The following is a 13002-nucleotide window of genomic DNA, read 5'->3' as shown; positions in this document are numbered from 1 at the left end:
TGGAACGCCAATCCTCAGCTTCCACCCTGAGTATACGGCAGGTGCACCTTGAATGTCGACCCACGCCCTGGCTCACTTTCGACCGAGATGTCCCCGTGGTGCATCTCCACAATGCGCTTGGCGATGGCGAGGCCAAGCCCATTGCCCGGCTTGCCGCGCGACCTATCCGCCTTGAAGAAGCGAGTGAATACGCGGCTCATATCCTCCGGACGGATGCCGATGCCGGTGTCCGCAACCGAGGCGCAGACGCCTGCGTCTTCCTTCTCGAGGCGCACTTGAATTCGGCCGCCCGGTTCCGTGAACTTGATGGCGTTGGACAGGAGATTCATCCACACCTGGCCGAGGAGGTCCTCATCACCTTCCAACTCGACGGGCTCCACCTGCATGTCGAGAAGGAGACCCTTCTCCGTCCAGAGCGGCTCGCACGCAATCGCCACCTCGCGCAACTGGCGGTCGAGACGGAAGCGCTTGAGCGTCACCGGGTGATGGCCTGATTCGAGCGAGGTGAGTTTGAGCAGGTTGTCCGCCAGGCGGGACAACCGCTCGCTCTCCGCCTCAATGATGTCGAGATAGTGGCGCCGCTCGCCTTCCGACAGCCCTTCCGATTTGAGCGCCTTCACGAAACCGAGGATGGACGTGAGCGGCGTCTGCATCTCGTGGGAAACGTTCGCCACAAACTCCTGGCGCATCTGTTCAATGCGCTCGAGCCCTTCCGCCATCTCGCGAACGTGCAGCACCAGCTGGTTCATGGGGTGATCCGGAAAGCCACGCCGGACCTCCAGCATGGCGCGAGCGCTGAAATTCCCGCGGCCAATCTCGCGCAAGGAGTCGAGAATGCGGAAAAAGAGGCGATCATCGCGATCAAACCCAAGCGCATTCCAGAGAAGCGCGACGAGCGCGAGCATCACCACGCCCACGCCGCCAATCATCATCAGCTGGCCGTACGGCACGGGCCGCCACCCGAATGCGCGCCCGATGAGGCGCACCACGCCGTACGAGGCGCTCAGCAATACGAACGACCAACACGACATCCAGATAAGCCTATCCAACGCTTCGCGCCACTGCCAGCGCACATGACGGGCGCGGAAGTCATCAGACCCCCGCGAGGCGGCTCGCTCCTTCACGCGTTCACCTCCAGGCGATACCCCAACCCGCGCACGGTGCGGATGCGAAACGGGTAGATGTCCTCGGGGAATTTGTCGCGCAACCGCTTGATGTGCACGTCCACCGTCCGCTCGTCCCCCGCGTAGTCGTACCCCCACACTTCTTCAATCAGCTTGTCGCGGGAGAGCGTCCTGCCCGCCGACGCGGCCAGCGTGAACAGAAGCTGAAACTCCTTCGGCGGAAGCGCTATGCGCTCCCCGTTCGCCTCGACTTCATACGTGTCCGAGAGGAGGCGGAGGCCGGCGAGATCGAGCGCGCCGTCCGCCCGCATGCGGTAACGGCGCAGAAGCGCCTCGACGCGCGCCACAAGCTCCTCGGGGGCGAAGGGCTTGACGAGGTAGTCGTCCGCGCCAAGCCGAAGGCCGCGCACCTTGTGGCTTGTCTCCCCGAGCGCGGTCAGGAGCAGAATCGGCACATCGCGCTCTTCGCGCAACCATTGCGTCAGCTCGAACCCGTCCACCTCGGGCATCATCACGTCGATCACGGCGAGCTGCACGGACTCACGGGTCAGTGCATCCGCCGCCTCGCGCCCGTCCGCCGCCTCCACCACCCGATGCCCTTCCCGCTCGAGCGTGCTGCGCACGAGTTCGCGGATGTGAGGCTCGTCGTCGGCCACGAGGATGGTCGCCATGTTCATCACCTCACGCGCGAGGATACCTCGCCAAGATGAACGGCGCGTGAACGGCGGGCCTGTTGAAAAGCGGGCCTGTCTGTCACGGCGCGAGGCGGAGGCGCTCCACGTCCTTGCTCGGCGGCAAGCCAAAGAGGCGGGCGTAGTCGCGGGTGAACTGCGACACGCTCTCATAGCCGACGGAGAGCGCCGCCTCCGTCACCGATTGCGCGCCGCCGAGGAGGAGCCTGCGGGCCTCCAGCAATCGCAGCCGCTTCTGATACTGGATGGGCGTCATGTGCGTGAGCGCTTTGAAGTGGCGGTGCAAGGTGGACGGGCTCATGTTCACCAGGGCGGCGAGATCGTCGATGCGGACGTGATCGCGAAAATGCTCCGCGAGGTGGCGCACGGCGCGGTGCGCTGGGTTGGCCTGGCCGGCGGCAGCGAGGAGGCGCGCCCACCGCTGGCCGCCTTCGCCGCGAATGACGCGATAAAAGATCTCGCGGCGCCAGAGGGGCGCGAGATACGGCACGTCCTCAGGGTGACGCACCAGATCGACGTAGCGAGCGATGGCATCGAGGAGATGTTCCTCCATGCGCGCAACCCAGAGACCCGCCTCGGGCTCGACTTCGTCTTCGCGGCCCAACGCGCCCCCTTCGAGCAGGTCCAGCCACTCCTGCGGATCAAACTCGATGCGAAGCGCCAGATAGGGCTGTGCGGCAGACGCCCGGCTCACGCGCGATTGCGCCGGAACGTGGATGGAAGAGATGAGGTACGTGGCCGGATTGTACGTGAGGACCTGCTGACCGAACCATACCTGCTTCTCGCCCTGGGCGACCACACAAAGCGACGGGCGATACACCCCGTGCCGCGGGGAGGACGCCTCGGACCAGCGGTACAGCGTGAGACCCGGCACAGGCGTCGAATGGACGCCGTCTTCGCAGAGAGCTTCTGCCATGACCGCCCTGATGCGGCCCAGGAGCTCGGAGCTTCCAGGCGCGCTCGCGCCTCGTTGGGTGACCTCCTGCATGATCTTCACCTCACCTGCTGTCATGAGCATTCGACCTCCCGCCGCTCGGTTCCTACTCACACGCGCGAGGATCTGGCAAGCCCGCGCGAGAATGTGCGTCGCCGGGATGCGGTCTGTGTGGGACAATCTCCATAGACGGAAAGGAGGTCCGCCCATGGAGTATGTGACGTTGAACAACGGCGTTCGCATGCCGATGCTGGGCTTCGGGACGTATCAGATTACGGATTTGGACCTTTGCGAGCGCTCGGTCCTTCACGCCATCCGCGTGGGCTATCGCCTGATTGACACCGCGGCGTCGTACCAAAACGAACAAGCGGTTGGCGAAGCCATCCGCAAGAGCGGAGTCCCGCGGGAAGAACTCTTTGTCACCACCAAGCTTTGGGTCGAGCACGCGGGCTACGAATCGACGTTGGCGGCCTTTCAGCGATCGCTCGACCGGTTGCAGCTTGACTACGTGGATCTGTATCTGATCCACCAGCCGTTCGGCGACGTGTACGGCGCGTGGCGCGCCATGCAGGAATTGTACAAAGCCGGGAAGATCCGCGCCATCGGCGTGAGCAACTTCGCGCCGGATCGGCTGATCGATCTCATCATGCATCACGAGATCACGCCCGCGGTGAATCAGGTGGAAACGCACCCCTTCTGCCAACAGATTGAGGCTCACAAGATCATGCAGGCGTATGGTGTGCAAATCGAATCTTGGGGCCCGTTTGCGGAGGGGAGAAACGGGCTGTTTGAAAACCCCGTGCTCGCCGAGATCGGCAAGCGGCACGGAAAGTCGGTCGCCCAGGTGGTCCTGCGCTGGCTCATTCAGCGGGGTGTCGTCGTCATCCCCAAGTCCGTTCGCCCCGAGCGCATTGAGGAGAACTTCAACGTGTTCGACTTCGAGCTCTCCGCGGAAGAGATGGACGAAATCCGGACGCTTGACACGGGCAAGAGCCTGTTTTTCTCCCACACCGACCCCGAGATTGTCAAGTGGATGTGCTCGCGCCACCTGGACGTCTGAGGCCAAGCCATCCGCGCACCAGGAGGATTCCCATCCACGGCACAAAAGGAGGTTTCAGCGATGGAATACGTCAAACTCGGCCAAACCGGGCTTGAGGTCTCTCGCATCTGCCTCGGCTGCATGGGCTTTGGCAAGCCCGGCACCTGGCACCATCCCTGGGTGCTCGACGAGGCGGACGCGCGCCCCATCATCCACCGCGCGCTCGATCTCGGCATCAACTTCTTCGACACGGCGAACGTCTACTCCATCGGCACGAGCGAAGAAATCGTCGGCAAGATCCTCAAGGAAGCGGTGCCGAGAGATCAGGTCGTGATCGCCACCAAAGTGTTTTTCCCGCTCCGCGAGGGGCCGAACGCCAGCGGCCTGTCGCGCAAGGCCATTATGGAGGCCATCGACCAAAGCCTGAAGCGGCTCGGCACGGACTACGTGGATTTGTACCAGATCCACCGCTGGGACTACCAGACGCCCATTGAGGAGACGCTCGAGGCCCTGCACGATCTCGTCAAGGCCGGCAAGGTCCGCTACATCGGCGCGTCGGCCATGTACGCGTGGCAGTTCATGAAGGCGTTGGCCGTGGCGGATGGGCGCGGGCTCACCCGGTTCGTCTCCATGCAGAACCACTACAACCTCATCTACCGCGAGGAGGAGCGCGAGATGATGCCGCTCTGCCGCGAGGAGGGCATCGGCGTCATCCCGTACAGCCCGCTCGCCGCTGGCCGCCTGGCGCGGGGGCGGTCCGAATCGACGCTTCGCTCCGAGACCGACCAGGTGCAGCGCGCCAAGTACGACCGCATGGCAGAGGTCGATCAGGCTATTCTGGATCGCGTCGGCGAGCTCGCGGAGCGCCACGGCGTCCCGCGCGCCCAGATTGCACTGGCCTGGCTCCTGCACAAGCCGGGCGTCACCGCCCCGATTGTCGGGGCCACCAAGATGCACCACCTCGAGGACGCGGTGGCCGCCCTCGACGTCAAGCTCTCGGACGACGAGATGCGCTATCTGGAAGAACCGTACGTCCCGCATCCGGTGGTCGGCGCGCTCGACGCACCCGCGCGCTGACGCGAAAAACCGACCTCCTTTCCGTTCATCGTCTGTTCATCTTCCGCCGCTACGATGAGCGCGAAAGGAGGTTTTTTCGCATGTCCCTGATGGTTACACAAGCCCAGACCTCGGCCGCCACGGGCGCCGACGCGCTCGCCATCGAAGCGGTCGATCTCGTCAAGGCCTTCGGCCCCCATCGCGCCGTCGACGGCATCAGCCTGTCCGTGCTGGCCGGCACGGTGTACGGCCTGCTCGGCCCCAATGGCGCCGGCAAGACCACCACCGTGCGCATGCTCGCGACGCTCATCCGCCCAGACGCAGGCCAGGCGCGCATCTTCGGCCACGACGTCGTGAAGGACGCGCACCGCGTGCGCCAGCTCATCGGCGTGACTGGTCAGTACGCCTCCGTCGACGAGACGCTCACCGCCGCGGAAAACCTGGTGCTCTTCGCGCGCCTCCTCGGACAGAGCCGCCGCGAGGCGCGAGCGACGGCAGAGCGCCTGCTCGAGCAGTTCGGCCTCACCGAGGCGCGCAATCGCCCGCTGAAGCACTTTTCCGGCGGCATGCGGCGCCGCCTGGATCTCGCGGCCAGCCTCATCGCCACGCCGCCGCTCATCTTCCTCGACGAACCCACCACCGGGCTCGATCCGCGCACGCGCGCCCAGATGTGGGACACCATCCGCCAGCTCGTGCGCGAAGGCACAACCGTGCTCCTGACCACGCAATATTTGGATGAGGCGGACCAGCTGGCGAACCGAATCGCCGTGATCGATCGCGGCCGCGTGATTGCGGAAGGCACGCCGGACGAGCTGAAGTCGTCGGTGGGCCGGTCGTCCCTGCACCTCACCTTCGCCAACCCGGAGGATGTGCCGCGGGCGCGCGCCATCGTGGAAGCGGCGCTTGGCGCGCAGGCCACGCCCTCGCCCGAGGGGCGCCGGATCATCGCGCCTGTGGCCGACACGAGCGTCTTGCCGGATCTGCTCGTGGCGCTGAAGGCAGCCGGCATCGACATCACCGAACTCGGCGTGCAAAAGCCGACCTTAGACGAGGTGTTCCTCGCCCTCACCGGTCACGAGGCCGAAACCGCCGACGAAGGAGAGAGTGCCTGATGCAACAGACAGCCTTCGAAGTCATCCCGGCGCGCGCCTCTATGGCGATTGCACTGCGCCAGTCGCTCACCATGGCCTACCGCGGCCTGTTGAAGATGCGCCGGACGCCAGAGCAGCTGTTCGACGTCACGCTGCAGCCCATCATCTTCACGCTCATGTTCACCTACATCTTCGGCGGCGCCATCTCCGGCAACTCACAGAACTATTTGCCGCTCGTCATCCCGGGCATCCTCGTGCAGACGGTCATCACCGCGTCCGTCGTCACCGGCGTCCAGCTGCGCGAAGACATGGACAAGGGCGTGTTCGATCGTTTCCGCGCCCTGCCCATCGCCCGCATCGCGCCGCTTGCGGGCGCGCTCCTCGCCGACATGGTGAGGTACCTCTTGGCCACGGTCCTCATCTTCGCCGTGGGGTACCTCATGGGCTATCACCCGCGCGGGGGCCTTGCGCACGTCGCTATCGCTGCGCTGCTCGTCATCGTGTGCGCGTTCGCCCTCAGCTGGATCTTCGCGTTCTTCGGCGTCGTGGCGCGGACGGCGGCGAGCGTGCAAGGCATCTCCATGCTCATCCTGTTCCCGCTCACGTTCCTGTCGAACGCGTTTGCGCCGGTCAACACCATGCCCAAGTGGCTGCAGGTGTTCGTCAACGTCAATCCGCTCTCCCACCTGATTGCCGCCGTGCGGTCGCTCGCCAATCAGGGCCAGGCGACGCCGGACATCGCCATCTCGCTCGCCGGCGCCGCGGCCATCATGCTCATCTTTGCCCCGCTCGCGGTGCGGATGTACATGCGCAAAGCGTGACGAAATCTCAACACAAGGTTCCCAATCTTTAACCGTTGCGTGCGCTTCCCTTCATCGAATCTCCACACACGCTCGGTACCATCGGAGCAAGGAGTCGAATGGAGGGTGAAACGCATGCTCATGAAGGGATTGAGTGTCGCCGCGGCGGCGGTGGTCGTCGCGGCGGGCGTCGCAGCGTGGCACGCCGAGCAACATCCCCATGCCCCCGCAGAGTCCTCGGCGAGTGCCCAAGGGACGAAGCCCGCGGGCACCGTCACGGTGTACGCCGCGCTGACCCAGCAGAACGCCCAGGCGCTGGCGCAAGCGTTTGAGGCGTACGATCCGGCCGCGCGCGTGCAAATGGTGACCACGGGCACGGGCGCGCTCGTGACGCGGCTCGAGTCGGAGGCGAAGGCGCACGCCATCGGCGCGGATATGGTGCTCTTGGCCGATCCGACCGCGGCGGACACCTTGGCCGCCCAAGGCATTCTCTCGCGCGAGAAGCCGTCTGGCGCAAGCCACCTGCCGAGCGCGGATCAGGGCGCGGATTGGGTGGGGGCGTACGTGTTTCACGACGTGATCGTGTACCACAAAGGCATGTCCCTGCCTGTGCCCCACTCGTGGCGCGACCTCACCAGCGCCGCGTACAAGGGCGAGGTGGAAATCGGCGATCCGTCCTATTCCGGCACCACCATGGCGTTTGTCGGCATGATGGAGACGCGCTACGGCTGGAACTACTTTGAGACGCTAAAGCAGAACGGCGCGGCGGTGCAGTCGTCGGTGAAGACCGTGGCGGACGACGTCGCGAGCGGCAAGGTGGACGTGGGCATGACCAACGACAGCGCCGCGTTCACGCTTGTGAAGCAAGGATCGCCCATCGCCGTGGTGTGGCCAGAGGACGGCGCCATCGTGGTGCCGGGGCCTCTCGCGTTCGTCAAAGGACACGAGACGCCGGTGGCCAAGGCGTTTGCCAACTGGCTCCTGAGCCCGGCCGGTCAGAAGGTGGTGGCGTCCGTCGGCCTGTCCCCGGTCGTCGGCGCGTCCCCCACGGTGCCGAAGGGTGCGGCGGTGATGCAGGTGCCCTGGGCGCAGTTGGAACGAGACCGGGCGAACATCCTCCACCAGTTCGCCCAGATCTTCCGATGAAATCGCGCATCTCGTGGATCGCCGCGGTTGGCACGCTGGTGCTCGCCGCGGCCGCCGCGGTTCTATGCGGTTACCCCGTGTTCCATCTCGCCCTTGAACTCCCGTCGGCGGCGGGCCTCGCCTCGACCCTCGGCCCGCTCTGGAACTCGCTGTGGACGAGCGCCGTATCGAGCGCCATCGCGAGCCTTGTCGGCATGGCCTGGGCCGTCATGCTCTCTGGCGCCGTGCGCCGGGGTCAGGCGGCCCTTCACGCCATCAGCCTCCTGCCGCTGTGGACGCCGCCGTTCATCGGCGCGTTCGCGCTCGGCGACGCCTACGCCCGGGCGGGCCTTTTGGACCAGTTGGCGCACGTCCACGTGAGCTGGCTGTACGGGCCATGGGGCGTCACGGCGGCCCTCGCCATCCACGCGGCCCCCATCGGCTATCTGAGTGGACTGACCGCCGTTGCGGCCATGAACGTCGAACCCATGTGGGCCGCGCGCTCCTGCGGGGCCGGGCTTTGGCGCGCCTTCTGGGCCGCGTTCCGGCCGGTGGCGCTGCGCCCGCTATTGGCGGCCTGCGCGCTGTCGTTCGCGTTTTCCCTGGGCGACTTTGGCGTCCCGTACGAACTCGGCGAGCCGAGCGGGTTTCGCACGGCGGCCACCTCCATCTTCGCCAACCTGTCCACGGGCGGCACGCAGGGTTTCACGGCCGCCACATGGCAGGCGTTTGAACTCATGGCCGTCGGCGCGCTGGCGGTGACCGTGAGCCGAGCGGCCATGCGGTTCGATCCCGGCCTCGGCACGTCTGCCCCCAGCGCACCGCCCCTGCCCCTGTTTCCCAAGCGGGTTCGCGCGATTTCGCTCGCCGCATACGGGCTGTACGTGGCGACGACGAGCGGCCTTCCGCTCGCCGCCCTTGTGCTCACCGCCCTCACGCGAGCCTACGGCCTGCCGCCCACGCCCAGGAACTGGGACGCGGCGGGACTGTTCTCGCCGCTCGTCAGCGCGTGGCCGGCGCTCGTGCACACGGTCGTCCTCGCCGTGTTGGCCGCCGCCGTGATCGCCCTGCTTGGTCTTGTCGCCGCAGAAGCCGTGCCAGCCTCCGCGGTGGCGCGGGCGGCCCATCTCGCCTTATGGCTGCTGTACGCGGCGCCTGGAACGGCCGTGGCCGTCGCCATCCTGGTGGCCTTCGGGCACGTGCTGTACGGCACCTGGTGGATCCTGGGTCTCGCGTACGTAGCGAAGTTCTACGGCCTCGCCGACGCCATCGTGGCGGCGCGCGGGAATGCGCCGCCCGAACCGTGGCGCGCGGCGAGATCGTTTGGCGCAGGGCCTGCGGGGGCGTATGGTGCGGCGATTTGGCCCGCCATCCGGCCCGCGGCGCGCCAGGTGGCGCTGCAGGCGCTCATGTCTGGCTTGTACGAGGTGACACTCGCGAGCCTGCTTTACGGCCCGAATACCCAGACCATCGCCGTGGCCGTGCTGTCCGCGAGCGAAGGCGGGGATGTCCGTACGGTCGCGGTCTTGGCCGTGTGGATGACGGCCGCGAGCTTCGCCCTGGGCCTCTTGGCGCTGCGCGAGCCGAGGGGGCGGCGAAGCCAGGGCCTGTCGCAGCTTCGCATGGCCGTGCCGGCCGCACCCCTCGAGGAGGTGAAACTCGGATGAAGGATTCGAAAGCGCATCGCCTCTCCGTCGCAGGCGTCACTGTGGCGCACGGCCAGCAGGTGGCGGTCAGACGCGCGTCGCTGACCATAGAGGCGGGCGAGATCGTCGCGCTCGTCGGGCCGTCTGGATCGGGCAAGAGCACGCTTCTCGGCGCCATCGCGGGGTTTTATCCCATTCAATCGGGGGCCATCTGGATAGGCGAGGAGATGGTGGCCTCGCCGACGCTTTCTCTTCCGCCGGAGCGCAGGCGCGTGGGCGTGGTGTTTCAGTCGCACGCGCTCTGGCCGCAGTGGATGGTGGTGGACAACGTGGCCTATCCGCTCCGCAGGCGGGGCATGGCGCGGCTTCTGGCGCGGCGCGAGGCAGAATCGGTGCTCGCCGCGGTCGGCATGGACGCGTTTGCCGCGCGCTATCCGTCGGAACTCTCTGGCGGCCAGCGCCAGCGGGTCGGCCTGGCGCGGGCGCTCGCGTCGAGGCCGGAGCTGTACCTGTTTGACGAGCCCACCGCGAGCCTCGATCCGGCCAACCGCGAAACCTTCATGCACGAGGTGCGGGAGCGGATTCGACAGACGGGGGCGGCCGCGCTGTACGTGAGCCACCAGGTGGACGAGGCGCTGTCTTTGGCGCACCGCGTGGCCGTCATGATGCACGGGGAGATCCTGCAGGTGGAATCTCCCGCGGAGGTGTACGAGAACCCGCGCACGGCCGAGATCGCCCGGCTTTTGGGGCCGGCCGCGTGCGCCACGGGCGTGGTGCGCGAGGTGAACGGGAGCGGGCAGGCGCTTGTGCAAATCGCGGACAGCGAGCAGATGGTTCGACTGACGTCCGCGCCCCCCTCGGCCGATCTCGGCCGCAGGACGCTCATGATGCGGCCGGAGTGGTGTGAACTCACCGCCGACGATGAGGCGTCGCTGCCTTGCCGCGTGGTCCGGGTGCAGTACGTGGGGCACCGGACGCTGTACGAACTCGAGTCCCTCGCCGGGAGGCTCTTGGCGAGCCACGTGGGCCCGCCGCAATACCAGGAAGGGCAGCGCGTGGGGTGGAAAGTGCGGCGCGCCTGCGTGATGGAAGGATGAGGGCGCAGGGCCCGGTGCCCTGCGCGCTCGCGCATGCTTCGAAGCCTCAACGCAACATGGCGAAGACCGCGATTGTGTTGAGCGCCATCAAAACGTGTTGCACCGTGTGATAAGCGTCCGGCACAGTCCTCCTGTCGGATTTGGGAAGCAAGTACACATTGTCACCGAATGCGTCGTCATAACGTCGAAGCCTTTCGTCCGAGGCACCGGTGATCCACGAGATCCAGTGGGCGCGGAACTGTAGAAAATCCCACACAGGAAACAAAAACGCCATCATAGGAATCACGAAATACCATCGCTTCAAGCTCCCGATAAAGTACAGGATCAGCATGCATTCGAGCAGTATGTACTGCCAAGCGTCGCGATCCTTCCACTTGATTCTCCCGCAGAATCGGTTGATTCCTATGAACAAGAGGCTAAACCAAAGCATCAACAGCCCTGAAAGGACGTCGGTCACAACTGCCATCTGCATCTCCCCGGGTCACGCGTGGTGGGCAGGCGGGAACATTCGGCCTACCCCTCGTTTGGGAAGCAACGGGAACAAACACGAGCGAGACCGGAGACGACAATGACAACTGCCATGCGGAGCCGGTGAATTCGGCGCACAGGGATTCCTCCTTGCCTGCGGACTTCGGTTACAATGGACTGCAGAGAAATGCGACGAAACCGACAGGGGGAATGCAGTTTGATCCATGAAACGCCGATTCATATTCGTTACAGCGATACCGATTTGAACGGCCACGTGAACAACGCGGTCTACGCTACCTATATGGAGGAGTCCCGCATCTCCTTTCTGCAGGAGGTGTTCCCCGGCCAGCGTCTGCCGCTCGTCATCGCCTCGCTGCACATCGACTTCCGCCAGGAGACGCGCTATCCCGAGCACACCGACGTGGTGGCGCGCACCTGGCTCACGCGGCTCGGGAGATCAAGCTTCGAATTCTTCTGTCAAATCGTAAGCGTCCGCGGCGAGGTGATGTGCGAAGGCACCGCGGTGGTCGTCCACTACGATTTCGAGAAGCGCAAATCCGCCCCGCTGCCGGACTGGGCGCGCGAAAAGCTCCTGCCCTACGTCCGCGAGCGCGAGGAATCGAACGTCGGCGTGTGAGCGAAACGAGGCGCGTCACTCGCGCCTCGCCTTCACGAGCCCAGAACCCCCGACTACTCCACCAGCGCCTCCCACAGGGATCCGCGCCGGACGGGATCGCCATGCGCGGGGCAGACCCAGTCAAACGACAACCTGCCCACGTCCGCGAGCGACTGCCTGAGCGCCGCCTTGTCCCAGGTGAGGAAGGACGGCGACTTCTTCAGTCGGCCCCCGCGGGTCGTGACGAGATCGCCCGCCAAAAGCGTGTCGCGCGCGATGAGGCAGACGTGGCCGGGCGTATGACCGGGCGCGGGTACCACCTCCAGGCCGCCCACGTGTGCGCCCGGCTCGAGCGCGCGGTCCACCTTCGGACGCTCCACGCGCATCAGCCCGGCAATCGCGCGGCGCACGCCCTTCGGCTTCGCGGTGCCCTCAATGTACGGAATGTCCGGCGCGGGCGCCCAGAGTGTCGCGCCGGAGAGCTCCTTCAGCCGCTTGGCATTGCCGATGTGATCCACGTCCAGGTGCGTCAGGACGATGTGGGCGAGGTGGCCCGGCTTCAGACCGAGGGACGCAAGCGCCTCCACGATCTCGTCCGCACGCCCGGGCATGCTGGTATCGACCAGCACGGGCTCGTCGCCCAGCACAAGATAGCTGTAGCTTCCCTTGGTGCACTCCAACAGGTGAATCTTCGGCGCGATTTCCACGCCTCACGCCTCCCCGCATCAGGCGAGTGTCTTCGCCCACTCCTCGACGGTCATCACGTCGGCCTGCCGCGGGAACACCTTCTCCACGAGCACTCGGTGCACCTCCGGATCGGCGTCCAGGCAGGCGTCTTTCAGCACGGTCAGCGCGTAGTCCTTGTCCGCCGCCTCCCGCAGCGTGGAGAGCACCACGCCCGATGTGGCGATGCCGCAGAGCACGAGGTGCGTGATGTCCTTGGCGCGCAGGATGACCTCCAGGTTGCTGCCGGCAAATGCGCTGACCCGGTACTTCGTGACCACCGGCTCTCCCGGCTCTGGCCGCACCGACTCGTGAATTTGGGTGGTGTCGGCGCTCACCGTCATGTTGCCGGCCTGCGCGAGGTGCGCAAACATCTTGTTGCGCGGGCTCGCCTCAGGGAAACCTTCGCTGAACGCCACGCGCACGAAGATGACCTGCATGCCCGCCTTGCGCGCAGCCGACACGGCCTGCTGAAACGGACGCATGGCCGATGCATCCTGAATGTACCGCGAAACAATGCCGTTCTGGACGTCCATCACCAAAAGCGCGGTGTGTTTTACATCCGATGCCATGATCCCTCTCCTTTCGGAC

The 13002-nt window shown here is 65.8% G+C and carries 14 protein-coding genes; 8 read left to right on the top strand and 6 right to left on the bottom strand.

What is annotated here, in order from left to right:
• Window positions 1-14: 14 nt before the first annotated feature.
• The 3 genes from AC27E8_RS05895 to AC27E8_RS05885 form a co-directional block, all read right to left on the bottom strand.
• The gene (locus AC27E8_RS05895) at window positions 15-1124 is read right to left on the bottom strand and encodes a sensor histidine kinase (RefSeq protein WP_487097351.1); all 1110 of its coding nucleotides are present in this window, start codon (window positions 1122-1124) and stop codon (window positions 15-17) included.
• Window positions 1121-1795, bottom strand: a complete 675-nt coding sequence (locus tag AC27E8_RS05890; protein WP_487097353.1) for a response regulator transcription factor — start codon at window positions 1793-1795, stop codon at window positions 1121-1123. Before AC27E8_RS05890 ends, AC27E8_RS05895 begins: the two co-directional genes overlap by 4 nt.
• An 82-nt stretch (window positions 1796-1877) precedes the next feature.
• Window positions 1878-2828 (bottom strand): AraC family transcriptional regulator, encoded by a 951-nt coding sequence (locus tag AC27E8_RS05885; RefSeq protein ID WP_487097355.1) that lies wholly within the window; start codon window positions 2826-2828, stop codon window positions 1878-1880.
• Window positions 2829-2958: 130 nt separating this feature from the next.
• On the opposite strand from AC27E8_RS05885, the gene AC27E8_RS05880 reads away from it, so the two are divergent.
• The 7 genes from AC27E8_RS05880 (at window position 2959) to AC27E8_RS05850 (ending at window position 10604) form a co-directional block, all read left to right on the top strand.
• Window positions 2959-3810, top strand: a complete 852-nt coding sequence (locus tag AC27E8_RS05880; protein WP_487097357.1) for an aldo/keto reductase — start codon at window positions 2959-2961, stop codon at window positions 3808-3810.
• Window positions 3811-3870: 60 nt separating this feature from the next.
• Window positions 3871-4866, top strand: a complete 996-nt coding sequence (locus AC27E8_RS05875) for an aldo/keto reductase (RefSeq protein WP_487097359.1) — start codon at window positions 3871-3873, stop codon at window positions 4864-4866.
• Between the two features lie 80 nt (window positions 4867-4946).
• Window positions 4947-5957, top strand: a complete 1011-nt coding sequence (locus tag AC27E8_RS05870; protein ID WP_487097360.1) for an ATP-binding cassette domain-containing protein — start codon at window positions 4947-4949, stop codon at window positions 5955-5957.
• Complete coding sequence (locus tag AC27E8_RS05865; RefSeq protein ID WP_487097361.1) at window positions 5957-6757, top strand: ABC transporter permease; 801 nt, start codon at window positions 5957-5959, stop codon at window positions 6755-6757. The genes AC27E8_RS05870 and AC27E8_RS05865 overlap by 1 nt, the downstream gene beginning before the upstream one ends.
• A 114-nt stretch (window positions 6758-6871) precedes the next feature.
• The gene (locus AC27E8_RS05860) at window positions 6872-7882 is read left to right on the top strand and encodes an extracellular solute-binding protein (RefSeq protein WP_487097362.1); all 1011 of its coding nucleotides are present in this window, start codon (window positions 6872-6874) and stop codon (window positions 7880-7882) included.
• Window positions 7879-9528: an ABC transporter permease gene (locus AC27E8_RS05855; protein WP_487097364.1), complete on the top strand. Its 1650-nt coding sequence runs from the start codon at window positions 7879-7881 to the stop codon at window positions 9526-9528. The genes AC27E8_RS05860 and AC27E8_RS05855 overlap by 4 nt, the downstream gene beginning before the upstream one ends.
• Window positions 9525-10604 (top strand): ABC transporter ATP-binding protein, encoded by a 1080-nt coding sequence (locus AC27E8_RS05850; RefSeq protein WP_487097366.1) that lies wholly within the window; start codon window positions 9525-9527, stop codon window positions 10602-10604. The genes AC27E8_RS05855 and AC27E8_RS05850 overlap by 4 nt, the downstream gene beginning before the upstream one ends.
• 46 nt (window positions 10605-10650) lie before the next feature.
• Here the strand turns inward: AC27E8_RS05850 and AC27E8_RS05845 are convergent, their stop codons facing one another.
• Complete coding sequence (locus tag AC27E8_RS05845) at window positions 10651-11070, bottom strand: hypothetical protein (RefSeq protein ID WP_487097368.1); 420 nt, start codon at window positions 11068-11070, stop codon at window positions 10651-10653.
• Window positions 11071-11289: 219 nt separating this feature from the next.
• Between AC27E8_RS05845 and AC27E8_RS05840 the strand changes: the two genes are divergently transcribed.
• Window positions 11290-11709: an acyl-CoA thioesterase gene (locus AC27E8_RS05840; RefSeq protein WP_067849182.1), complete on the top strand. Its 420-nt coding sequence runs from the start codon at window positions 11290-11292 to the stop codon at window positions 11707-11709.
• Window positions 11710-11762: 53 nt separating this feature from the next.
• Here the strand turns inward: AC27E8_RS05840 and AC27E8_RS05835 are convergent, their stop codons facing one another.
• Window positions 11763-12395, bottom strand: coding sequence for an MBL fold metallo-hydrolase (locus AC27E8_RS05835; protein ID WP_487097370.1), 633 nt, complete (start codon window positions 12393-12395; stop codon window positions 11763-11765).
• Between the two features lie 18 nt (window positions 12396-12413).
• On the bottom strand, window positions 12414-12983 hold the full coding sequence (locus AC27E8_RS05830) for a cysteine hydrolase family protein (protein WP_487097372.1): 570 nt from the start codon (window positions 12981-12983) through the stop codon (window positions 12414-12416).
• Between the last annotated feature and the right edge of the window lie 19 nt (window positions 12984-13002).

This window comes from Alicyclobacillus sp. CIJ1 (assembly GCF_057538885.1).
This window is presented reverse-complemented; position numbering and strand designations above follow the sequence as displayed.

Excerpts from the sequence above, each read along its gene's own strand:
- AC27E8_RS05870 (WP_487097360.1), top strand. The coding sequence starts at position 4,947 with ATGTCCCTGATGGTTACACAAGCCCAGACCTCGGCCGCCACGGGCGCC.
- AC27E8_RS05860 (WP_487097362.1), top strand. The coding sequence starts at position 6,872 with ATGCTCATGAAGGGATTGAGTGTCGCCGCGGCGGCGGTGGTCGTCGCG.
- AC27E8_RS05875 (WP_487097359.1), top strand. The coding sequence starts at position 3,871 with ATGGAATACGTCAAACTCGGCCAAACCGGGCTTGAGGTCTCTCGCATC.
- AC27E8_RS05850 (WP_487097366.1), top strand. The coding sequence starts at position 9,525 with ATGAAGGATTCGAAAGCGCATCGCCTCTCCGTCGCAGGCGTCACTGTG.
- AC27E8_RS05865 (WP_487097361.1), top strand. The coding sequence starts at position 5,957 with ATGCAACAGACAGCCTTCGAAGTCATCCCGGCGCGCGCCTCTATGGCG.
- AC27E8_RS05890 (WP_487097353.1), bottom strand. The coding sequence starts at position 1,795 with ATGGCGACCATCCTCGTGGCCGACGACGAGCCTCACATCCGCGAACTC.
- AC27E8_RS05880 (WP_487097357.1), top strand. The coding sequence starts at position 2,959 with ATGGAGTATGTGACGTTGAACAACGGCGTTCGCATGCCGATGCTGGGC.
- AC27E8_RS05845 (WP_487097368.1), bottom strand. The coding sequence starts at position 11,070 with ATGGCAGTTGTGACCGACGTCCTTTCAGGGCTGTTGATGCTTTGGTTT.
- AC27E8_RS05855 (WP_487097364.1), top strand. The coding sequence starts at position 7,879 with ATGAAATCGCGCATCTCGTGGATCGCCGCGGTTGGCACGCTGGTGCTC.
- AC27E8_RS05830 (WP_487097372.1), bottom strand. The coding sequence starts at position 12,983 with ATGGCATCGGATGTAAAACACACCGCGCTTTTGGTGATGGACGTCCAG.
- AC27E8_RS05885 (WP_487097355.1), bottom strand. The coding sequence starts at position 2,828 with ATGACAGCAGGTGAGGTGAAGATCATGCAGGAGGTCACCCAACGAGGC.